Here is a 21,227-nt window from a genome sequence, read left to right as displayed (position 1 = left end):
GGGAGAGGGTTGGGGAGAGGGGGCCGCCCTCGGCCCGCCGTGCTTCCTCGCCATCTCAGCGGCCTCCCCAGGTGGCAGGGTGGTGGGCGGCACTGCGCAGCCCGAGGGCTGCCACCAGCCAGAGCACCGCGGCGGCGGTGAGCAATCCCGCCATGGTGGACGCGCTGGTGGCCACCGGCGCCCCCATCTGCAGCTGCTCGATCTGCAGCCGGATGTAGTGCGTGAACGGCATGGCCTCGGCCCAGGCGCGGGCGCTGGCGGGCATGCCGGCCAGCGGAAACGCCACGCCGCTGAACGCGAATGCCGGCGCCGCAAAGAACCCTGCGCCCGACAAGGCCGTGCGCAGCGAGCGGGTGAGTGCCGCCAGCGCCGCCCCGGCGGCGAGCGATACGGCCACCAGCAGCGCCAGCGCGCACGCCACCCACGCCAGGTTGCCCGGCGGATGCCAGCCCCGGCCCCAGGTGATGCCCACCAGCGCCAGCAGGCCCGTGAGCGTGAGCGTGGCCCAGGGCAGGGCCAGCTTGCCCAGCAGGGCGCCCGCAACGGGCGCGAAGCCGCCCGCGCCCAGCCACGCGCCCAGGGTGCGGTCGCGCAGCTCGCGGCCCACCGTCCAGGCGCCGGCGGTCATGGCCAGGATGTGCAGCAGTGCCGGGATGAGCGCCGCGCCCAGAAACTGCTCGTAGTTGCTGGACACGTTGAACAGCGCCACTGTCTGCGTCTGGATGGGCTCCATGCTCACGTGCACGGCCTGGGCGCTTTCGCCGCGCTTGTTGCGCGCGGCCATCTCGATGCCGGCCGACAGCGTGCCCACGGCGGCGCGCACGTCGCGCTGCAGCAGGCCCGAATGCGTGCCCATCTGCGCATTGTGCAGCAGCGTGACCTGGGCGGCGCGGCCTTGCTTCACGGTGCGCGCAAAGTCGCGCGGGATGGCAACCACGGCATAGACCTCCACGGCGCGCAAGGCGCGCTCGGCCTCGGCCGTGTTGGTGAACTCCCGGCGGACCTGCATGCCGGGCGTGGCGTCCAGCATGCGCACCAGCTGGCGCGACAGGCTGGAGTGGTCATCGTCCACCACACCCACGGCCAGGTGCCGCGGCAGGCCGGCCGAGAAGATCCACCACAAGAGCGCCACGCCCAGCAGCGGCACCCAGGTGACCATGGCCAGGTCCCACGGGTCGGCGGCCAGGCGGCGGGCCTCGCGGCGGAAGCTGTTGACTATTGAATTCATAGCTGCTCGCGCTTGTCACATAAGCGCTGGAGGCACTTTTTGTTTGAGAGCCGGATTACTGGACTAGCACCGTCATGCCAGGGCGTGCGCCCTCGATGGGGGCCGCCGGGCGCGCGCGCACTTCAAACGTGCGGGCGTCAAAGCCCTGGCCCGCGCGCGTGGCGCGCCAGGTGGCAAAGTCGGGCAGCACGCCGGTGTGGTAGACCTTGAACTTCACGGCCTTGCCGCCCAGCGCAGGCAGCGTGGCCTCGAATTCCTTGCCGATGGCAAAGCGCTCCAGGCGGTCTTCGCGCACGTTCAGCACCACCCACTGGTCCTTCAGGTCCACCACCGTGACCACGGCCACGCCCTGGGGCGAGAGCTCGCCGGTGCGGGCCAGCACCTTGGCCACTTCGCCGGCCACGGGGCTCTTGAGCTCGGTCTCGGCCTGGGCGGCCTCCACCTCGGCCACCATGCCGGCCACCTGGCGCGCCTGGGCGCTGGCGGCCGAGCGGTCTTCGGCCCGGGCGCCCGAGCGGGCCAGGTCGTACTGCGCCTTGGCCGCCAGCGCCTGGTCGCGCGAGGCCTTGAAGTTGGCCTCGGCCTCGTCGCGCTTTTGCGCGGCCACCAGGCCGTCGCGGGCCAGGCCGTCCACGCGCTTGAAGGACGACTCCGCCAGGTCGGCCGCGGCCACGGCGCGCTGCCAGTTCAGGCGGGCCATCTCCACCTCCTGCGGGCGGGCGCCGCTCTCGGCCTTGGCGGCCACGGCCTGGGCGGCCTCCTGCGCGGCCGTGGCCTGGGCCAGCTTGGCCTTCACCTCGGGGCTGTCCATGCGGATCAGCGGCGCGCCCACGGCGATCTGGTCGCCTTCCTTCACCAGGATCTGGGCGATGCGCGCTGTGACCTTGGGGGCGATGTCGGCCTCCTGCGCTTCCATCTGGCCCTGGAAGAGTTCGGGCGCAGGCTGCGAGGCCTTCCACAGGCCGAAGCCCACAAAGCCTGCGACGGCGACGAAGGCCGCGGTGCCGAGGACGGCTGCTTTTTTGCTGTTGTTCTTGCTCATGTCTGTTCTGCCTTCACTCATCATTCCACCCGCACCACGTCGGCACGCGCCATGTATTTGCCAAAGTCTTCCGACAGGCCGCAGGCCTCCAGCAGGTCGGCCAGGGCCTTCACGTAGTCGTGCGCGGCCTGGGCGCGTTCGGTCTGGGCCTTGGCCTGGTTCACTTGCGCGTCGATCAAATCCAGCGTGGTGCTGGTGCCGGCCTTGAGACCTGCGGTGCGCAGCTTCAGCACCTCGTCGGCCAGCTCCAGGCTGGGGGCCTGGGCCAGGTAGGCGCGGCGCGCCTGCTCCAGCGCCAGCCAGCGCTTTTCCACCAGCAGGGCGATGTCGTTGCGCGCCTGGGCGCCGGTGCGCTCGGCCTGCTCGATCTGGCGGTTGGACGATTCGGCCAGCGTGTCGCGGTCGATGGAGTCCCACAGCGTCCAGCGCACGCCCACGCCGGCCACCCAGTCGGCGTCGCGGCCGGTCTTGAGCTGGCGCTGGCCGAAGGCGAACACCTGGGGCTTGCGCAGTGCCTCCTGCGCGGCGTGCAGCTGCGTGGCCTGTTCCTTCTTGGCGGCCACCTTGGCCAGGCCCGGGTGCCGCGCCAGCGCGGTGTCGATGAAGTAGGGCAGGGGCTCCACGGGCCCGTTCAGCACGAACAGCGGGCTGGTGGGCGTGACGCGGTCGCCGGCCTTGAGCGTGCGCGTGAGGGCAGTGGCCGCCAGCTCGGCGTCGTCGCGGGCCTTGCGGGCGTTGCGGCGGGCCTCTTCCAGGGCGGTGCGGGCCTGCAGGCGATCCACGCGGGCGATCACGCCGGCATCCAGCATCTTCTGCGCCGCCGCGTCGTGCTGCTCGATGGTGGCGAGCGCTGCCTCGCGCAGCGCGGCCGCGCGCTCGGCCAGCTGGGCGCCGAAGTAGCGCTGCACCAGCAGGGTGGTCACCTCGTCGCGGGTCTTCTCAGCGTCGGCGCTGGTTTCCTGGGTCTGCGCGTCCAGCAGGCCGCGCGCCGCTTGCGTGGCGCCGCCCAGGTAGATGGGCCACACGGCCGACACGGAGGCCGTGGTGTCGCTCTTGCTGCGGTTGAGCGTGTAGCTGGACGGCAGGTGCGGCATCTGCGCCAGCGACCCCGCCAGCGGCGCCGGCAGTTGCGACAGCACGCCCGGCAGCAGGCGGTTGAGCGGGTTCAGGTCCACATCCAGGTTGGCGTTGTAGGTGTAGGCCGCCCCGCTCAGGTTCACGACAGGCCCGCCCAGGCGCTGCATGGCGTCGCGGCGCAGCTGCGCGCTTTCCACCGCGTAGCGCGACGCGGCCAGGTGGTCCGAGCGCTGCTGCAGCTGCTGCAGCGCGGCATCAAAGGCCAGCGGCTCTGCCCGTGCGGGCACGGCGGTGGCGGCGGCAAGGCATAGCAGGGCAGCGCCTGCCCGGCGGCTGCGCCGGCGCGTGGGAAAAAAGCTCATGGTTCAGCGGTGGAGGTCTTGCGCGCCAGCAATGCCGGCAACAGGGTTCGGGGCAGAGGAATGGGGCGTTGTAGCAGGACGGGCTGCAAGGGTCAAAGGGCGCCAGCGCCGGGCCGCGAAATGCCGGCCTTCCGTGCGGGCCCTGCGGGCGGGCGCCCGTTCAGTGCGCCCCCGCGGCGGGGCTCACGCGGCTGTAGGCATCGCGGTGCTCCTCCAGCCAGCGCTCGGAGCGGTCGCTGCCGTGCTGGCTAGGGTGGAAGCCGGGCTGCAGGTACTGGCGCCAGGGCTTCCAGGTCTCGCGCACCAGGCCGCCTTGGCCGAACAGGGTGCGCGCCGCGCTGGCCCAGGTGCGCCACTGCCACAGGGCGCCGTCGCGGCGCAGGTTGCTCACCGTCTGGCGCAGCACGTCGCCCAGGAAGACCCAGGTGATGCGGCGGAACCAGGTGACGCGCCATTCGTGGCTGCCGCCCAGCGCCTGGTACAGGTCGAACGCGGTGTTCTTGTGCTCGGCCTCTTCGGCGCAGTGCCACTGCCACATCGTGGCCAGGCGGGGCTCGGCGCCCTGCAGCACGTCCGGGTGGGCCAGCAGCCATTCGGCCAGCAGCGCGGTGAAGTGCTCGTTGGCCGCCGTCACGGCCAGCGGGTGGCGCGGGTCGGCGCCCTCGAAGAGCTTCATGCGCTCCTGCGCGCGCGGCGCCCAGGCGTTGACGAGGCCCTGGCGTTCCAGGTGGCCGTTGAACAGGGCGTGAAGGCGGCGGTGCGTGGCCTCCTGGCCGATGAAGCCGCGCACTTCGTCGGCAAACTGCGCCTGCTTCTCGGGCGGCAGCGCCTTGTGGCCGGCGCGCACCGCATCAATGAAAAACTGCTCGCCGACCGGAAAGCTCATGGACAGGGCGTTGAACAGCGCCGTGCGAAACGCATCGCCACCGCACCAGCGGCGTGCGAACGGCGTCTCCAGGTCGATCAGCAGGCGTCGGACGACAAGTTCGGTCATGGGGGGGCTCCGGTGGCGGACGGCATGCGGATTGGGGTGGTACGTTGTAGTACCGGGTGGGTTTGAATGATGCAGGCCAGGTGTGGTACTGTCAAGTACCTTGATGGAAATCACGAACTTTGGGTGCGATGACTGCTGTTGCTGAAGAAGAGGCCACCCCGGGCACCGGTGCGGGTGCGGAGCACCGCGCCCGCCTGCTGGACGGCATGGCCCGCGCCGTGGCCACCAAGGGCTATGCCGACACCACCATTGCCGACATCGTGCGCGAGGCCAGCGTGTCGCGCCGAACGTTCTACGAACACTTTGCCGACAAGGCCGGTTGCCTGATCGCGCTGTACGAGGTGGCCAGCGGCAGCGCCATTGCCGTGCTGCGCGCGGCCATCGATCCGCACAGCGCCTGGCAGGCCCAGGTGGAGCAGGCCATGGGCGCCTACCTGGGCGTGCTCTCGCGCAATCCCGTGCTGCTGCGCACCCTGTTCATCGAGATCCTGGGCCTGGGCGCTCCGGGCCTGGCCGCACGGCGGCGCGCCAACCAGCAGCTGGTGGACCTGATGCTGGACGTGGTGAACAACCGCCCCGGCGAGCGTCTGCGCAAGAAGCCGCTGCAACCCGCCATGGCCATGGCCGTGGTGGGCGGCATCAACGAGATGGTGCTGCAGGCCATCGAGCAGGAACGCGTGGGCGACCTGCAAAGCCTGGTGGAGCCCGCCAGCGCGCTGCTGCGCGCGGCTATTTCGGCGGAGTTTTAGGCCGGCATTCATCCACCTGAACCGTTCACGCTGAGCACTGTCCAAGCGCCGCGCAAGGCTTCGACAGGCGCAGCCCGAACGGATTTTTCAAGTGCAAGGAGGCAGACTACGGGGCCTGGTCCGCCGGCGTCCTTGGCCATGCCCAGCGCTTGGCGGCTTCGAACACGGTCACCAGCGCCAGCCCGGTGCCCACGGCGCCCAGCCACTGCGCGGGCGACAGCGGCAGGAACTTGAAGGCGCCCGCAAGCCAGGGCACCGTGGTGATGGCCGTGAGCGCCGCCAGGGTGCCGCCCAGCACCCACAGGCTCACGGGGGTGAGGCCCTGCCACAGGCTGCGCCAGCCGCTGGCCGCGCCGCTGCGGCTGGGCAGGATGAGCGCGGCGTTGCCCGCCACCAGCACGGCAAACGCGGCGGCGCTGGCCAGGCCCGGGGGCTCGCCCCGGCCCAGCAGCGCCGCGTAGAGGCCCACCACGGCGGCCGTCACGGCGCAGCCCTGCAGCAGGCTCAAGCCCAGCAGGCGGCCCGGCAGCAGGGGCTCGTCGGCGCGGCGCGGCGGGCGCTGCATGAGGTTTGCGGCGGCGCCCTCGGCCTCGAAAACGATGGAGCAGGCGGGGTCGATCACCAGTTCCAGAAACGCGATGTGCAGCGGCGCCAGCACCAGCGGCCAGCCGAACAGCACCGGCAGCAGCGCCAGGCCGATGATGGGCACGTGCACCGCCAGCGTGTAGATCATGGCCTGGCGCAGGTTGGCAAACGTCTGCCGGCCGCGGTGCACCGCCTGCACGATGGCGGCGAAGTTGTCGTGCAGCAGCACCAGGGCGGCTGCTTCGCGCGCCACGTCGGTGCCGCGCTGGCCCATGGCGATGCCGATGTGGGCCGCCTTGAGCGCGGGCGCATCGTTCACGCCGTCGCCCGTCATGGCCACCACCTCGCCCTGGGCCTGCAAGGCTTCGACCAGGGCCAGCTTCTGGTGCGGCTTGATGCGGGCAAACACGCTGACCTGGCGCACGGCGTCGGCGAGCGCTGCGGGGGGCATGGCGGCCATGGCGTCACCGGTCACGACGCGCTCGTGGGCAATGCCCGCCTGGGCCGCAATGGCGCGTGCGGTGCGCGGGTGGTCGCCGGTGATCATCACCACGCGGATGCCCGCCTGGTGGCACTGGGCAATGGCCTCGGGCACCTCGGGGCGCAGCGGGTCGGCCAGGCCCACCAGGCCCAGCCATTCGAACGCAAAGTCGTGCTGCAGGCCGGGCCACTCCTGCCCGGAGGGGTGCCGCGCCTTGGCCACACCCAGTACGCGCAGGCCGCGGTCGGCCAGGCGCGCGGCCTGCGCGCTGACAGCGGCGTGCTCGGCAGCGGGCAGGTGGCACAGGTCGGCCACGGCCTCGGGCGCGCCCTTGGCGGCCACGGTGTCTTCGGCCGCGCCGCCATCGCGCCAGAGGTGGCTCATGGCCAGGAGCTGGGGCGAGAGCTCGTATTCGCGCGCCAGCAGCCATTCGGGGTGCAGGTGCTCGGTGTCGCGCAGGTGCTCCGCCGCCATGCGGTGGAAGGCCTGCTCCATGGGGTCGTGCGGGTCGATCTCGCTGGCCAGCACGGCGTATTCCAGCAGTTCGTGGAAGGCTTCGGGCAGGCTGTCGGCGGCCAGGGCCTGGGTGTCCAGTTCGTGCTCCGCGATGCACAGGGCGGCCACGGCCATGCGGTTCTGGGTAAGCGTGCCGGTCTTGTCCACGCACAGCACGCTGGTCTGCCCCAGGGTTTCGACGGCGTTGAGCCGGCGGGTCAGCACCTGCTGCGCGGCCAGCCGCCGCGCGGCCAGCGCCAGGAACACGATCATGATCACGGGCAGCTCCTGCGGCAGGATGCCCATGGCCAGGGTGATGCCGGCCAGCACCGCCTGCAGCGCATCGCCGCGCAGCGCCCAGAACAGCACCACGAGCAGCGCGCACAGCGCCAGGCCCACGAACACCAGGCGGCGCGTGAGCCGTGCCATCTCCTCGCGCAGCGGCGAGGCCTGCAGCGCCACGGTGTCCAGCGACTGGCCGATGCGGCCCAGCTCGGTGCGGCGGCCCACGGCGCTGACCCGCACCAGCCCCTGGCCGCTGACCACCAGCGTGCCCGCAAACACGGCCTGGCCCGGCTGTTTCGCCACGGGCTCGGACTCGCCGGTCAGCATCGACTCGTTGGTGGCCAGCTCGTGCGCCTGCACCAGCGTGCCGTCGGCCGCGATGCGGTCGCCCTCGGCCAGGAGCAGCAGGTCTTCGCGCACCACCTCGCGGCCCGCGATGCGCACGGGGGCGCCGCCGCGCAGTACCAGCGCGCGGGGGCTGGAGAGATCGCGCAGGGCGGTGAGGGCGTTGTCGGTGCGCCGCTCCTGCAGCACGGTGATGGCCATGATCACCACCACAAAGCCCAGCAGGATCAGTGCTTCGTGCGCGTCACCCATGGCCAGGTAGATGCCGCCAGCGCCCAGCAGCAGCAGGAACATGGGCTCGCGCACCACGTCCCAGGCCATGGCGCGCAGCGTGCGGCGCTGGCTGGTGCCCAGGTCGTTGGGGCCCTCTGCCCGCAGGCGCTGCGCGGCGGTGGCGGCGTCCAGGCCGGTGGGAGCGTCGGAAGGTGGCATGAAAAAAAGGCGTCGGGCTGAGGAAGAACCCGTTATACCGTGCCGCCTGCGGCGCTCCTGTGACTCACCGGGCGCGGCGCGGCCGCGCCACCGTGGCTACAGCTCGCACAGCACGAAATCGGCCTTGCCGACGTTGCACTCGGGGCAGCGCCAGTCGTCGGGGATATCGGCCCATGGCGTGCCGGGCGCAATGCCCTCTTCGGGGAGTCCGGCGGCTTCGTCATAGATCCAGCCGCAGGCGACACACAAATAGACGTTCATGGGAGGTTGCTCCAAAAAAATCGGGTAGCGCTGCGGGGCTCAGTCATCGTCGTCGTCGTCGTGGTGCCGGTGTTCACCCTGCGCACTGGCGGCGCTGGCTCCGCCCAGCAACCCCGCCGGCGACTGGCGCCATTCCCAGGCGCCGTAGGCCAGGACGGCCAGCAGCAACAGGGCTGCGAGCCAGGTTCGGTTGTGGGGCACCAGGTCGGGGCCGCGGCCTTCCACGCGCCCGGTCAGCATGGGCAGTGCCTGGTTCTTGCGGCGCAAGGCGCTCAATGCCGCAATCAGGGCCACGTGGGCCAGCGCCACGGCGAGCACCGCGTTGCCGAAGAACTCGTGCAGTTCCTCCAGCCATTCGCCGCCCAGCCAGCCGCCCCAGTCGTGGTAGGTGGCGTAGCCGGTCAGCGTGAGCGGCACCACCAGCGCCAGCAACAGCAGCACTGCCAGGGCCATCAGCAGGTTGGGCCCCTGGCGCCAGTGGGCGGGGGACCAGACGGCCTGGGGCGCGGCACGCAGCCAGTCGCGGGCCCCGGCAACCTTGCGCCACAGCAGGCCCAGGCCCGCGGTGCGCGGCCCCAACAGGCCGTACAGCACGCGAAACCCCAGCAGGCCCGCCATGGTGTAGCCGAGGGTAACGTGCAGCAGGCGCCAGTGTTCGCTCTCGGCCGTGACGTAGGCGCCGGCAAAGCTGAGCGCGAACAGCCAGTGGAACATGCGCGTCGGCGCATCGGTCACACGCCGGCGCGCGGGCTGCGTGGGCTGGGAGGGGGCGGGCTGGGCGCCCGCAAGGGTGGACTGGGGATGCATGGCGGGGTTCTCCTTCAGAACACGTTCTCAGTCGTCCCAGGCGCGGCGCGAGCGGGCGTCGAGCCCCGCCGGCATGCGCAGGTCGTGGTCGCTGAACCGCCCTTGCTCGGCGCCGGTGTGGCAGGCGGCGCAGTTGGCGGCACTCTTCACGCTGGGCAGCTTCCAGGCGGAGGGTTCAATCTTCCGGTGCTTGCGCTCAAACCAGGCCGACCGGGTGATGCGGTCTTCCGGCGGCTCCTCGCTCACGCGCTTGTAGGTGCCGGCATAGGCCTGCAGCCATTGGCCCAGCTGCTGCACGGTGGCCGCGTCCAGCGACGCGTCGGTGCCGTAGTGCTTGTCCAGCCCGGCCATCACGCGTTTCCAGGAAGCCGCGGGCAGCAGGCCGGGCGGGTAGGCCGTGTGGCAGGCGGCGCACTCCTGCAGGTAGGCGGCCGGCACGTTGTACGGCATGGCGCGGCCGCTGTCGGCCTGCGCGCCGGGCGAGGCGAGCACGGCCAGCGCGAAGCCCGCCGCGGCGGCGTACTGCCCGCGGCGGCGGCTTGCCGCCGGGTGCTGCGTGCGGGCCCCGAGGCCGGCCCGGGGCGGGGGGAGGGAGGCGTGTGTCATGGCTTGAGCGCGTTCAGGTAGGCCAGCACGTCTGCTTTCTCGACCGCCGTGCACTCGCGTTCCAGCACGTCCTTGCAGTTGCGGCGGAACCACTTGTCCACCTTGGCCGTGTCGGTGAAGGCCTTGGGGTTGAAGCCCGGCGCGAGCGGGGCAATGGCCTTGCCGGTGCTGGCATGCTTGCCCTGGCCCGTGGGCGGCGTGCCGTGGCAGCTGGCACACGACCACTCGCCGCCGTGGCGGGCGGTGAAGAAGGCCTTGCCCAGCTCCGCGTTGCCGGGGCGGCCGGCCTGGGCGCTCCAGTGCGCCAGCTGCTCTGCGGCGGTGGTGTCGGCGGCGTGGCCGGAGGCGGTGGCGCAGGCCGCCATCAGCGCCAGGGCCAGGGTGTGAAGTTGGGTCATGGGGTGCGGATCCTTGCGGTGAAGGGGTGGTCGGGCATGAAGGGCATTGTGGAAACCGCTGCCTGAACGGCGCCTGAAAGCCCTGTTCATCCACCGTTCAGAAAACCCGCAGGACAATCGGCGCCATGACCCCCGCACCCCGCCGCCCCGCCGTGTTGCGCCGCCCCCTGCGCTGGGGGGCGGCCGCTGCCTGCGCGTTGTGGATGGCGGCGCTGCTGGCGCCGCCGGCCCTGGCGGACGGGAAGGCCGACCACGACCGTGCGCGGCAGGCCGTGCAGGCCGGGCAGGTCTTGCCGCTGCCCACGGTGCTGGAGCGCCTGCAGCGCGAGGTGCCCGGCCAGGTGCTGGAAGTGGAGCTGGAGCAGGAAGGAGCGCTCTGGATCTATGAGATCAAGCTGATCACACCCGCCGGTCAGCTGACCAAGGTCAAGCTGGACGCCCGCACGGCCGAGGTGCTGCGTGTGAAGGCGCGCGAAGATCGGCGCTAAGCTTCCGAAATCCGTGGATGGCTGCTGGCCGGCCCCACAGCGTTGCAACCCTTCATGAATCTCGCGGCATGCGCATCCTCCTGGTAGAAGACGATCCCCAGCTGCGGGCCCAGCTGCGCACCGCGTTGCAAGACGCCGGATACACCGTGGACGAGGCCGGCAACGGCCAGGACGCGCAATTCCTCGGCGACTCCGAAGCGTTCGATGCCGTGGTGCTCGACCTGGGGCTGCCGGTGCTGGACGGGCTCACGGTGCTCAAGCGCTGGCGTGGCGCGGGCCGCACGATGCCCGTGCTCATCCTGACTGCCCGGGATCACTGGCACGAGAAGGTGGCCGGCATCGACGCCGGCGCCGACGACTACCTGACCAAGCCGTTCCACCTGGAGGAGTTGCTGGCCCGCGTGCGCGCCCTCATCCGGCGGGCCAGCGGCCAGGCCACGGCCGTGCTGCAGTGCGGCGATCTGGTGCTGGACACGCGCAGCGGGCGCGTGACCTGCGCGGGGCATGCCATGGCGCTGACGGCGCACGAATACAAGGTGCTGGACTACTTCATGCACCGCCCGGGCGAGCTGGTGTCGCGCAGCGAGCTGACCGAGCACATCTACGCGCAGGATTTCGACCGCGATTCCAATACCATCGAAGTGTTCGTGGGGCGGCTGCGCAAGAAGCTCCAGGCGGTGGATGCGCCCCAGGCGCCGCACATCGAGACCGTGCGCGGCATGGGTTACCGGCTGGTGCCGCCGTGACGCCGCAGGCGCAGGAAGCCGCTGGCGGGCCCGCCGAAGGGCGCGTGGGCCGCGCGCCGCGGATGCGGTCGCTGCGGTGGCGGCTGCTGGCCCTTACGCTGGCCGGGGTGGCGGTGTCCATGGTGCTGGCCGCCGTGGTGCTCAGCGGCCTGTTCCGCGAACAGGTGCAGCAGCAGTTCGAGGCAGCGCTGGCCCAGCAGCTCGACCAGGTCACCGCGCGCCTGGACTTCGACACGCAGGGCCAGCCGCAGGTGGCCGCGCAGGCGCTGTCCGACCCGCGCTGGCTCAAGCCGTATTCGGGCCTGTACTGGCAGGTCGACCAGGTGGGGCCGGACGGTGGTTCGCGGGCCGGCCTGCTGCGCTCGCGGTCGTTGTGGGACACCAGCCTGGCGCTGGAGGCCGACCGGCTGGCCGATGGCGCCGTCCACGTGCACGAGGCGCCGGGCCCGCAGGGTGCCCCGCTGCTGGTGCTGGAGCGCACGGTGCGCGCCGCGGCCGATGGCGCCGGTCCGTCCTGGCGCCTCATCGTGGCGGGCGATCTGCGTGCCACGCAGGCGGCTGCCGCACGGTTCACGCGGGTGCTGGTCCTGTCGCTGGCCGTGTTGTTTGTTTTGCTGGCCACGGCGGCCTGGGCCCAGGTGGCCGTGGGGCTGCGGCCCCTGGCGGCGCTGCAGCGCGGCCTGCAGGCGGTGCGTCAGGCCCGCGCGAGCCAGCTGGAGGGGACGTTCCCCGCCGAGGTGCAGCCGCTGGTGGACGATTTCAACGCCGTGCTGGCCCGCAATGCGGACGTGGTGGAGCGCGCCCGCACGCAGGCGGGCAACCTGGCCCATGCACTGAAGACGCCGCTCACGGTGCTGGAGCAGGCGGTGCGCGCGCCGGCCGACGGCGCCAGTGCTGCCGAACTGGCAGCCCTGGTGCAGGAGCAGGTGCAGGTGGCACGCCGGCATATCGACTGGCATCTGGCCCGCGCCCGGGTCGCGGCCTCGGCGGGCCTGCCCGGGCAGCGCACCGAACCCGGGCCGGTGCTGCAGGGCTTGGTGCGGGTGATGGACAAGGTGTATGCCGAGCGGCACCTCGCCCTGCTGCTTGACCTGCCGCCCGTCCCCCCGGGCTTTGCCGGGGAGGTGCAGGATTTGCAGGAGATGCTGGGCAATCTGCTGGACAACGCCTGCAAGTGGGCCCGTTCGGCCGTGCGTGTGCAGGTGCGGGAGGGGTGGGGGGGGCAGGACGGCGCCGCAGGCCGCCCCCAGCTGGTGGTCGTGGTGGAGGACGACGGTCCGGGCATCGATGCCGCGCAGCGTGCGCAAGCCCTGCAGCGGGGCGTGCGGCTGGACGAGGCCGTGCCCGGCACCGGGCTGGGCCTGGCCATCGTGCAGGAACTGGCGGGGCTGTACGGTGGGCGGCTGGAGCTGGCGCCTGCTGCCGGCCTCGGCGGCCTGGCGGCCGTCCTGGTGCTGCCGGCGGCGCCTGCGCACTGAGATCAAACCGTTCCGAGAGCTTTCCTGCCCGCTGCGGCGCCACTCCGGCGTGGTGTTCAGGCCGGCTGCGCCCGCATCGGCGTTCGCGTCAGAGCTGGCTTTCCACGCTGTTGCGCATGGCCAGCTGGGCCACGGCGTCCAGCGCGCCATCCACCACCGCCTGCTCGGACAGGATCTGCAAGGCGCCTTGCTGGAACAAGCGCTCCAGCAGGCGCAGCGTCATCGACTGCGTGCGGCCGTTGGCGGCGGTGAACAGGAACAGGGTTCCCTGTGAGCCGATCCAGGACAGCTGCGTTCGCTGCCATTCGCCGGCTGCGCGCAGGTTGACCCAGGTGCCGATGACCAGCGGCGGCAGGGGCGCTGCGGTGGGCGTGGCCGCCGGCACGGGCTGGGGCTGTACAGGTTCGGCGCCCGCGGGTTCCGCAATGTCCATGTAGCCGGAATCCCGGGCTTCGGCGGGAGCCACCCAGGGGGTGTCTTCGTCCAGCAGGGGAGGCTGGGGGGCCGACGGCGCCGCGTCCGCGGGCGCGGGCGGGGCGGACTGCGCGGGCAGGCGCGGCCCGGGCCGGAAAGCCTGCTGGTGAAGTTCCATCAGCAACCCGAAGACTTCCTCGGTGCGGTCTGGCGGGTAGTCGATGGTGGCCAGCCCCTCGCGCAATTTCGGCAGCAGCTTGGGCAGCAGCCGCGCCAGCTGGCCCGTGTGGCCGCGCGTCAGTTCGGGCTGGGCGCTCCACAGCAGGGCCTCCACCAGTTCCCTGTAGCGGCCGGGGTCTGCGCTGCCGGCGGTATCCGCCAGCTGCGCCTGGGCCAGCACCTGGGCCCAGGGGCCCAGCAGGAAGCGGACGATGGGCTCGGGCACCCGGTCCATGCCGGGCGTGGGTGCGATTTCGCGGGCAATGTGCGCGGCCAGCGCATGGCGCTGCTCTGCATGCTGCAGGGCCTCGATGGCGCGCAGCTGCTCCTGCTGGCGGGCCTGGTCCTTCTCGGCCCACTTGGCGTGCAGCTGGGCCAGCACCCGCTCGAAATCGTCCGGCCCCTCCACCGTTTCGGAGGCCAGTGGCCCGGCGATGTTCATGAGCGAGCGCATGAAACTCTGGAACCCCGGCGCCTCGGTGCTGTTGAAGGCCAGGCTCTGGTCGGTGATGTCCTGCAGCAGGCGGCGCGCGGGGTGGTCCTTGTTGCTGAAGAAGCGCGGGTCGGCCAGCACCAGCTGCATCAGGGCCGGCTCCAGGGCGCGGATGAACTGCTGCACCGGCCACAGCAGCCGGCTGTCGCGCGCGATGTTGTCCACCATCAGCGCCACCACTTCCATGCTCAGCGTCTGGCCCAGCCGGGCGGAGGGCGTGGGGGCGACTGCGGCTGACGCGCTGCCTGCAGGGCGCGGGCTGCCCAGGCGTTCCATCATCTGGCCCACCTGGTTCATCTCTTGCAGCGCCTCGAAGGCGGCCGGAACCGTCATGGCGAAGTCCGTCGCGGGCGCGTCGATCTGCGGCAGCGGCTCGGCGGCGTCGAACTCGCGCGCAAAGCGGTCGGCAAAGCTCTCGCTGTCCGTAACAGGAGTGCCGGCCGCGCCGGCACCGGCCGGGGGCTCAGGGGGCGCGGGCTCTGCGCTGAATTCGCCCAGCAGCAGTCGGCGCAGGCGGTCCAGGGTGAGCAGTGGATCGGCGCCGCTCGCCGCCGTCGAGCGGTCATTGTCGGAGGCAAAGCCGGGGGATGCGTCGCCGGAGGCCGGGGACACGTAGATCACCTGGCCGTCCGTCTGGCGCATGGCGTAGCCCACCGGCTGCACGCCGCCTTGCTTGAGCTGCTCGATCCGGGTGTGGTACAGGGTGCGCAGTTCCTGCCCCAGCGCGTGCGCCATGGGGCCCATCCAGTCGTGCCGCACCTGCGCGTTGAGCTGCATCTGCGAGACCACGGTCTGCAGGGCTTGCAAGAAGATGTCGGGGCGCAGGGGGTTGGCTTCGGGCTGCACGCGGGGCAGGGCGAGGGCGGCGCACACCAGCGCGTCCAGGTCCGCGAGCGGGGCTTCCACGGCGGTCATCACCATCTGGCGGGCGCGGGCGCGTTCCACGCTCTCGTTGACGGCGGTTTCGTCCATCAGCTCCAGTTCGTCGAAATGGATGCTGAACAGGGAGCGGGAGCCCTTCTCCTGCGCTTGCGCGCTGTCCTGGCCCAGCGCCTGGCGCAGCGCTTCGGGGTAGCGTTCCGCCATGACCGGGGTCAGCCGCATCAGCTGCTGCCGCGCTACCTGGAAGGCCTGGTGCTCGCCCGGCGTGCGGGCCTGGTCCAGGCGGGCCTGCAGGGCGGTGCGGGCCGCGTCGGCCACGCGCTCCAGCAGCGGCCGGGCCTCTGCCAGCAGATCCTGGACGATGCGCTCGCGGGGCCCGGCACCGGGCGGGGCTGGGGGGGCAAGGGCCGGGGGCGGAGTAAGGTGCGAAGCCATGTTCTTGTGGGATGGGAGCGGTTGCCCGCCATGGTACGCGGCAAAAAGGGGCCCAAGGCCCCTTGTTCACCGTGATCTCCGGCGCTTTTCGCCGGCTCTCGGCGCTGGCTTGCCGCGCCGTGTCAGCCGCCGTGGAAGCGGACCACCAGCGGCACCACCAGCAGCGCCACGATGTTGATGATCTTGATCAGCGGGTTGATGGCGGGGCCGGCAGTGTCCTTGTAGGGGTCGCCCACCGTGTCGCCCGTCACCGCGGCCTTGTGGGCCTCGCTGCCCTTGCCGCCGTGGTGGCCGTCCTCGATGTACTTCTTGGCGTTGTCCCATGCGCCGCCGCCGGTGCACATGCTGATGGCGACGAACAGGCCCGTGACGATGGTGCCCATCAGCAGTCCGCCCAGCGCCTTGGGCCCCAGCAGCAGGCCCACCACGATGGGCACTACCACGGGCAGCAGGCTGGGGACGACCATCTCCTTGATGGCGGCGGTGGTCAGCATGTCCACGGCCTTGCCGTATTCCGGCTTGCCGGAGCCGTCCATGATGCCCTTGATGGTGCTGAACTGGCGGCGCACTTCCACCACCACGGCCCCGGCGGCGCGGCCCACGGCCTCCATTGCCATGGCGCCGAACAGGTAGGGGATCAGCCCGCCGATGAACAGGCCCACGATCACCATCGGGTCCGACAGGTCGAAGCTCACGGCGCGGCCGTAGGTCTCCAGCTTGTGCGTGTAGTCGGCAAACAGCACCAGCGCGGCCAGCCCGGCCGAGCCGATGGCGTAGCCCTTGGTCACGGCCTTGGTGGTGTTGCCTACGGCGTCCAGCGGGTCGGTGATGTCGCGCACGCTGCTGGGCAGCTCGGCCATCTCGGCAATGCCGCCGGCGTTGTCGGTGATGGGGCCATAGGCGTCCAGCGCCACCACGATGCCTGCCATGGACAGCATGGACATGGCCGCCACGGCAATGCCGTACAGCCCGGCCAGCGCATAGGCCGCGACGATGGCGATGCACACGAAGATCACGGGCCAGGCCGTGGAGCGCATCGACACGCCCAGGCCGGCAATGATGTTGGTGCCGTGGCCTGTGGTGGAGGCCTGCGCGATGTGCCGCACGGGCGAGTATTGCGTGCCGGTGTAGAACTCGGTGATCCACACCAGCGCGGCCGTGAGCACCAGGCCCGTGGCGCAGGCGCCGAACAGCTTCATCTGGCTGCCGGAGGCGCTGATGGCGTTGTCCGGCATGATCCACAGCGTGACGAAGTAGAACGCGACGAGCGAGAGCACGCCGGCGATCGCCAGGCCCTTGTACAGCGCGGGCATCACGTTCTTCATGCCGGGCGAGGCCTTCACGAAGAAGCAGCCGACGATGGACGCGAGGATGGACACCGCGCCCAGCGCCAGCGGGTACACCACCGCGTTGACCGGGGCGGAGGCCACCAGCAGGGCGCCGAGCACCATGGTGGCAATCAACGTGACCGCATAGGTCTCGAACAGGTCGGCCGCCATGCCGGCGCAGTCGCCCACGTTGTCGCCCACGTTGTCGGCGATCACGGCGGGGTTGCGCGGGTCGTCTTCGGGGATGCCGGCCTCGACCTTGCCCACCAGGTCGGCGCCCACGTCAGCGCCCTTGGTGAAGATGCCGCCGCCCAGGCGCGCGAAGATGGAGATGAGCGAGGAGCCGAAGGCAAAGCCGATCAGCGGATTGAGCAGCGTGGAGAGCTTGGCGGTGGGCGTGAGGTTGCCGTTGCCCGCCAGGAACCAGTAGAACGCCGTGACGCCCAGCAGCCCCAGCCCCACCACCAGCATGCCGGTAATGGCGCCGCCGCGGAACGCCACGTCAAGGGCGGGCCCGATGCCGCGGGTGGCGGCCTGCGCGGTGCGGACGTTGGCACGCACGGATACGTTCATGCCAATGAAGCCGCAGGCGCCCGACAGCACGGCGCCCACCACGAAGCCGACGGCCGTGGTGGTGTCCAGAAAGACGCCGATCAGCACGGCCAGCAACACGCCCACCATGGCAATCGTCTTGTACTGCCGCGCAAGATAGGCGGCAGCCCCGGCCTGGATGGCGCCGGAGATTTCCTGCATCCGGGGGTTGCCGGGGTCCTGGGCCAGGATCCACCCCCGTGCCCAGATGCCATAGGCCACCGCAATCAATCCGCAAACCAGTGCCAGGATCAGGGGGGCAGTCAGCGCTGTAGTTCCAGCCATTCTTCACTCCTTTTCATCGTCGCAGTTGCACGGAAGGAAACATCACAACGCAGGGGTGGTGGTGCTTCCACTGCGTTGCTTCCTCGTGCTCCTGCGGTGCCCGGCGGGGCCGAGGAGTCGATTGGCCAACAGGGCCAATTTACCCTAAACCGCGCTTTGCAAGCGGGCAGAAAGGGGGCTGCCCCTAAAATCAGGGTTAATCCCGACGCTTCATTGCGCTGCGTCAGCGCCGGCGGCATCGTGGGTTGCAGTTTCCAAACCACTATTCAAAGACATGTCCCTCAACAACGTCACCCCCGGCAAGTACGCCCCCGAGTCCTTCAACGTGGTCATCGAAATCCCGATGAACTCCGACCCGATCAAGTATGAGGTGGACAAGGAGTCGGGCGCCATCTTCGTGGATCGCTTCATGACCACGGCCATGCATTACCCCACCAACTACGGCTACGTGCCGCAAACGCTGTCCGGCGACGGTGATCCAGTGGACGTGCTGGTGATCACGCCGTACGCGCTGCACCCCGGCGTGGTGGTGCCTTGCCGCCCCCTGGGCATCCTGATGATGGAAGACGAAGCGGGCGTGGACGGCAAGGTCATCGCCGTGCCCACCTCCAAGATCCTGCCCATGTACGACCACTGGAAGGACATCGAGCACGTCAACCCCATGCGCCGCAACGCCATCGCCCACTTTTTCGAGCACTACAAGGACCTGGAAAAGGGCAAGTGGGTGAAGGTGGTGGGCTGGGAAGGCATCGAGTCCGCCAAGAAGGAAATCACCGACGGCATCGAAAACTTCAAGAAGTCCCAGGCCTGAGTTTCTCCGCAAGGGCACTTGGGTGCCTTTGGGGGAATAATGTCCGCAGCGCTTATGGAATAAGCGCGAGCAGCTATAAAAATTGAAGCACGCGTGAAGTTCTCTTCCGCGTGCTTTTCTCTTGGCCGCGCGATTCTTGAGGTTCTTGCCTACTCCGGCGGCGCGCGGAAGTGTGCAGCCTTCGCCAGCCACCACCCACCATGTTGCCCGCAAGGTACCCTGATCGGGGCTGCCGCGAGGGGCGGGGTGCACCGCCACGGGCCGCCTGGCCGGCCCCATGCCAGGAGGACGCGAGGATGAATCGACTCAAGACATCGACCTGGCCTTGCCGTGGCGCTTGCCGCCATGCTGCTGCTGACGGTGGCCCGGGGCGCCGCGAGCCTGGTGCGCTCTGCCATCCAGCTGGCCGTCACCGCCTCGAGCGTGGCGGAGCAAGGCGCGGACTTCGCCGCGGCCGGCGGATTTACCGGTGGGGATCGGGAAACACCAGCCCCAGGCCGGGCAGCCGCGGGCGTTCAAACGGCCGCCAGGCGCCGGGTTCCGCCAGGGGCTGGCCCAGCCGGTCGGCCACGGCCCACCAGGCGCTGGGGTTCAGGCCGATGCCGAAGTGGCTGGCGACCACCTCGATGTTCTCCGTGTGCGGGTTGTGTGCGGCCGGGGCCTGGATGCTGCCGCGCCAGGCCACCACGCCATCCGTGCGCGAAAAGATGCTGGTGGTGGGCACGGGCGGGGCTTCGGGCAGGTTGTAGTGCTCGGTCTCGCGTTCGATGTCCCGGCCGCTGGCGAACTGGTAGATGCGCCAGGCGTTGGTGGAGGTGTGCGGCCCGGCAAAGGGCGTGCCCAGCGTGATCACGCAGCGCACGCACCCGGGCATCTCCTTGGCCAGCTCGCGGGCGTAGATGCCGCCCAGGCTCCAGCCCACCAGGCTGACCTTGCCGCCGCTGGCCTCGCTGGCCTCGTGTACCTGGCGCTTGGCTTTTTCCAGCACGCCCTCGCGCGGGCCCAGGTTCAGCCCCTGGCCCCAGCCCAGCGTCTCGTAGTTGCGCGAGTCCAGGTAGCGCCGCAAGGGGGCGGTGGTGGCGTCGCCCGCCGTGAGCCCGGGGAAGACGATCACGGTGTGGCCGTCGCCCAGCGGTGCCCGCTGCAGCACGGGCCAGGCCGGCAGCACCGCGCCAAACTCCCACGGCGCACGCAGCTCCAGCGCCAGCAGGGGCAAGCCCGGTGCGGGCATGTGGGCGGGACCGTTGGCGGGATTGTGGGCAGGGTTGGACGGCGGTTTGCGGCGGAACAGGGCCATGGGGGAAGATCCATCATCAGCAAGGTCAGGGACGCCGGAGGGCCGGCGGCCGGTCCGTGGTGCACGGTAGCACCTTTTCCCGGCCGGGCCGGCTGCGGGAATGGAGCCAGCTCTCCAATCGCCGCCAGCGCCTGCGTGCCGCCCGCGCTGCTGTTCGTTCGTTCAGCTGTTCGTTCGTTCAGCTGTTCGTTCAGCCGGCCCGGAAGGGGCTGCGGCGGTGCAACTCCTCCAGGTAGTGCTGCACGCCCTGGGTTTCGCGGTCCAGAAAGCGCTCCACCGCATCGGCGAACGCCGGGTGCGCCAGCCAGTGGGCGCTGCAGGTCTGCACGGGCAGCAGCGCGCGGGCCATCTTGTGCTCCCCCTGGGCGCCCCCTTCAAAGCGGCCCACGCCGTGTTCTATGCACCACTGCAGCGGCTGGTAGTAACAGGCCTCGAAGTGCAGGCAGTCCACGCGCTCCAGTGCGCCCCAGTAGCGGCCATAGGCCACCAGTTCCTGGTCATTCTTGCCTCTGACGCTTGATTGGCGTGCGCTGACAGCTATCAAACTGCTAGCAATCGGCTGCCCCTCCCGTTCGGCCACAAACAGCAGCCACGCCCCGGGCAGCTGGGCCGCCATGCGCGCAAAGAAGTCCCGCGTGAGGTAGGGCGGGTTGCCATGCTCCAGGTATGTGCGCTCGTAGCAGCGGTAGAAGAAGTCCCAGTCGGCGGCGCAGATGTCCGTGCCGCGCGCCCAGCGAAACGCCACGCCCGCCTCGGCCACCCGGCGCCGCTCCTGGCGGATCTTCTTGCGCTTGTCCTGCGTGAGGGTGGAGAGGAAGTGGTCGAAGTTCTCAAACCGCCCCCCCGAGCCGCCAGCGAGCGCCCCCTCGGGGGGCAGCGAGGACACGCCAGTGCCGAGCGTGGGGGCCACCGAGCCGCCGCCGGGCCGCCCCAAGGCGGCGAGCGCCCCCTCGGGGGGCAGCGAGGACACGGCAGTGCCGAGCGTGGGGGCCACCGAGCCGCCGCTGGGCCGCCCCAAGGCGGCGAGCGCCCCCTCGGGGGGCAGCGAGGACACGGCAGTGCCGAGCGTGGGGGCCACGTTCTTCCAATGAAACTGCACGGTCTGCCGTTGCATCCAGGCTTGGGAGCTGCCGGCCTGCAGGTCGGCATCGCTGCCAAACAGCAGGTGCGCCGAGGAAATGCCTTCTTCCTCGCACCACTGCTGCACGGCGCGCAGCAGCAGGGCGCGGGTGGCATCGTCGCGCGCCAGCAGGCGGCTGCCCGGCACGGGCGTGAAGGGCACCGCGATCACCGCCTTGGGGTAGTAGGGCACGCCGTGCTGTTCGTAGGCGCTGGCCCAGGCCCAGTCGAACACGTATTCGCCGTAGGAATGGCTTTTCAGGTACAGCGGGCAGGCGCCGACCAGGGTGTCGCCCTCCCACAAGGTCATGAAGCGGGGCGCCCAGCCGGTGCGGGGGGTGGCGCTGCCGCTGGCCTCCAGGGCCGCCAGGTACTCGTGCCGCACGAAGGGGGTCGGATGGCTCTGGCGCGCCAGCAGGGCGTTCCAGGCGGCGGCGTCCACCTCCAGCACGGAGGCGAGCACGCGGGCGATAATGGCAGCTTCCTCAGCCATG

18 protein-coding genes are annotated in these 21,227 nt (G+C 70.8%); 5 read left to right on the top strand and 13 right to left on the bottom strand.

Features of this window, described 5'->3' with window-relative positions; all coding sequences use genetic code 11:
• Positions 1–55: 55 nt before the first annotated feature.
• The 4 genes from ACOYR3_RS15090 to ACOYR3_RS15075 all read right to left on the bottom strand — a co-directional run bounded on the left by ACOYR3_RS15090 (position 56) and on the right by ACOYR3_RS15075 (position 4,703).
• Positions 56–1,228 carry an ABC transporter permease gene (locus ACOYR3_RS15090; protein WP_422843170.1) on the bottom strand — a complete coding sequence of 391 codons (1,173 nt, stop codon included), beginning with the start codon at positions 1,226–1,228 and terminating at the stop codon, positions 56–58.
• 55 nt (positions 1,229–1,283) lie between these two features.
• Positions 1,284–2,270 (bottom strand): HlyD family secretion protein, encoded by a 987-nt coding sequence (locus ACOYR3_RS15085; RefSeq protein WP_422843169.1) that lies wholly within the window; start codon positions 2,268–2,270, stop codon positions 1,284–1,286.
• Between the two features lie 20 nt (positions 2,271–2,290).
• Positions 2,291–3,709 (bottom strand): TolC family protein, encoded by a 1,419-nt coding sequence (locus ACOYR3_RS15080; RefSeq protein WP_422843168.1) that lies wholly within the window; start codon positions 3,707–3,709, stop codon positions 2,291–2,293.
• A gap of 160 nt (positions 3,710–3,869) precedes the next feature.
• Positions 3,870–4,703, bottom strand: a complete 834-nt coding sequence (locus ACOYR3_RS15075) for a metal-dependent hydrolase (protein ID WP_422843167.1) — start codon at positions 4,701–4,703, stop codon at positions 3,870–3,872.
• Between the two features lie 128 nt (positions 4,704–4,831).
• Here ACOYR3_RS15075 and ACOYR3_RS15070 point away from each other — a divergent pair, with 128 nt between their 5' ends.
• Positions 4,832–5,452, top strand: a complete 621-nt coding sequence (locus tag ACOYR3_RS15070; RefSeq protein WP_422843166.1) for a TetR/AcrR family transcriptional regulator — start codon at positions 4,832–4,834, stop codon at positions 5,450–5,452.
• 106 nt (positions 5,453–5,558) lie between these two features.
• Here ACOYR3_RS15070 and ACOYR3_RS15065 read toward each other — a convergent pair whose 3' ends face one another.
• From ACOYR3_RS15065 to ACOYR3_RS15045, 5 genes are all read right to left on the bottom strand, one after another.
• Positions 5,559–8,075, bottom strand: coding sequence for a cation-translocating P-type ATPase (locus ACOYR3_RS15065; RefSeq protein WP_422843165.1), 2,517 nt, complete (start codon positions 8,073–8,075; stop codon positions 5,559–5,561).
• Positions 8,076–8,171: 96 nt separating this feature from the next.
• On the bottom strand, positions 8,172–8,336 hold the full coding sequence (locus ACOYR3_RS15060) for a rubredoxin (RefSeq protein ID WP_291485187.1): 165 nt from the start codon (positions 8,334–8,336) through the stop codon (positions 8,172–8,174).
• Between the two features lie 39 nt (positions 8,337–8,375).
• Positions 8,376–9,143, bottom strand: a complete 768-nt coding sequence (locus ACOYR3_RS15055; protein ID WP_422843164.1) for a cytochrome b/b6 domain-containing protein — start codon at positions 9,141–9,143, stop codon at positions 8,376–8,378.
• Positions 9,144–9,170: 27 nt separating this feature from the next.
• Positions 9,171–9,749 carry a diheme cytochrome c gene (locus ACOYR3_RS15050; RefSeq protein WP_422843163.1) on the bottom strand — a complete coding sequence of 193 codons (579 nt, stop codon included), beginning with the start codon at positions 9,747–9,749 and terminating at the stop codon, positions 9,171–9,173.
• On the bottom strand, positions 9,746–10,147 hold the full coding sequence (locus tag ACOYR3_RS15045) for a DUF1924 domain-containing protein (protein ID WP_422843162.1): 402 nt from the start codon (positions 10,145–10,147) through the stop codon (positions 9,746–9,748). The genes ACOYR3_RS15050 and ACOYR3_RS15045 overlap by 4 nt, the downstream gene beginning before the upstream one ends.
• A gap of 125 nt (positions 10,148–10,272) precedes the next feature.
• Between ACOYR3_RS15045 and ACOYR3_RS15040 the strand changes: the two genes are divergently transcribed.
• The 3 genes from ACOYR3_RS15040 to ACOYR3_RS15030 all read left to right on the top strand — a co-directional run bounded on the left by ACOYR3_RS15040 (position 10,273) and on the right by ACOYR3_RS15030 (position 12,859).
• On the top strand, positions 10,273–10,635 hold the full coding sequence (locus ACOYR3_RS15040; RefSeq protein ID WP_422843161.1) for a PepSY domain-containing protein: 363 nt from the start codon (positions 10,273–10,275) through the stop codon (positions 10,633–10,635).
• A 68-nt stretch (positions 10,636–10,703) separates the two neighbouring features.
• Positions 10,704–11,381, top strand: a complete 678-nt coding sequence (locus ACOYR3_RS15035) for a response regulator transcription factor (RefSeq protein WP_422843160.1) — start codon at positions 10,704–10,706, stop codon at positions 11,379–11,381.
• A gap of 62 nt (positions 11,382–11,443) precedes the next feature.
• Positions 11,444–12,859 (top strand): ATP-binding protein, encoded by a 1,416-nt coding sequence (locus tag ACOYR3_RS15030; protein WP_422846598.1) that lies wholly within the window; start codon positions 11,444–11,446, stop codon positions 12,857–12,859.
• Positions 12,860–12,947: 88 nt separating this feature from the next.
• Here ACOYR3_RS15030 and ACOYR3_RS15025 read toward each other — a convergent pair whose 3' ends face one another.
• Positions 12,948–15,302: a DUF1631 family protein gene (locus ACOYR3_RS15025; protein WP_422843159.1), complete on the bottom strand. Its 2,355-nt coding sequence runs from the start codon at positions 15,300–15,302 to the stop codon at positions 12,948–12,950.
• A gap of 122 nt (positions 15,303–15,424) precedes the next feature.
• On the bottom strand, positions 15,425–17,506 hold the full coding sequence (locus ACOYR3_RS15020; protein WP_422843158.1) for a sodium-translocating pyrophosphatase: 2,082 nt from the start codon (positions 17,504–17,506) through the stop codon (positions 15,425–15,427).
• A gap of 274 nt (positions 17,507–17,780) precedes the next feature.
• Here ACOYR3_RS15020 and ppa point away from each other — a divergent pair, with 274 nt between their 5' ends.
• On the top strand, positions 17,781–18,317 hold the full coding sequence (gene ppa, locus ACOYR3_RS15015; protein WP_422843157.1) for an inorganic diphosphatase: 537 nt from the start codon (positions 17,781–17,783) through the stop codon (positions 18,315–18,317).
• Between the two features lie 463 nt (positions 18,318–18,780).
• Here the strand turns inward: ppa and ACOYR3_RS15010 are convergent, their stop codons facing one another.
• Together ACOYR3_RS15010 and ACOYR3_RS15005 are read right to left on the bottom strand one after the other, a co-directional pair.
• Positions 18,781–19,614: an esterase/lipase family protein gene (locus ACOYR3_RS15010; protein WP_422843156.1), complete on the bottom strand. Its 834-nt coding sequence runs from the start codon at positions 19,612–19,614 to the stop codon at positions 18,781–18,783.
• A 190-nt stretch (positions 19,615–19,804) separates the two neighbouring features.
• The gene (locus ACOYR3_RS15005; RefSeq protein WP_422843155.1) at positions 19,805–21,226 is read right to left on the bottom strand and encodes a GNAT family N-acetyltransferase; all 1,422 of its coding nucleotides are present in this window, start codon (positions 21,224–21,226) and stop codon (positions 19,805–19,807) included.
• Between the last annotated feature and the right edge of the window lies 1 nt (position 21,227).

The sequence above is a fragment of the Acidovorax sp. M2(2025) genome, assembly GCF_049330835.1.
Taxonomy (GTDB): domain Bacteria; phylum Pseudomonadota; class Gammaproteobacteria; order Burkholderiales; family Burkholderiaceae_C; genus Acidovorax.
The sequence above is the reverse complement of the archived record's forward strand: the minus strand, read 5'-3'. Positions and strand labels throughout refer to the sequence as shown.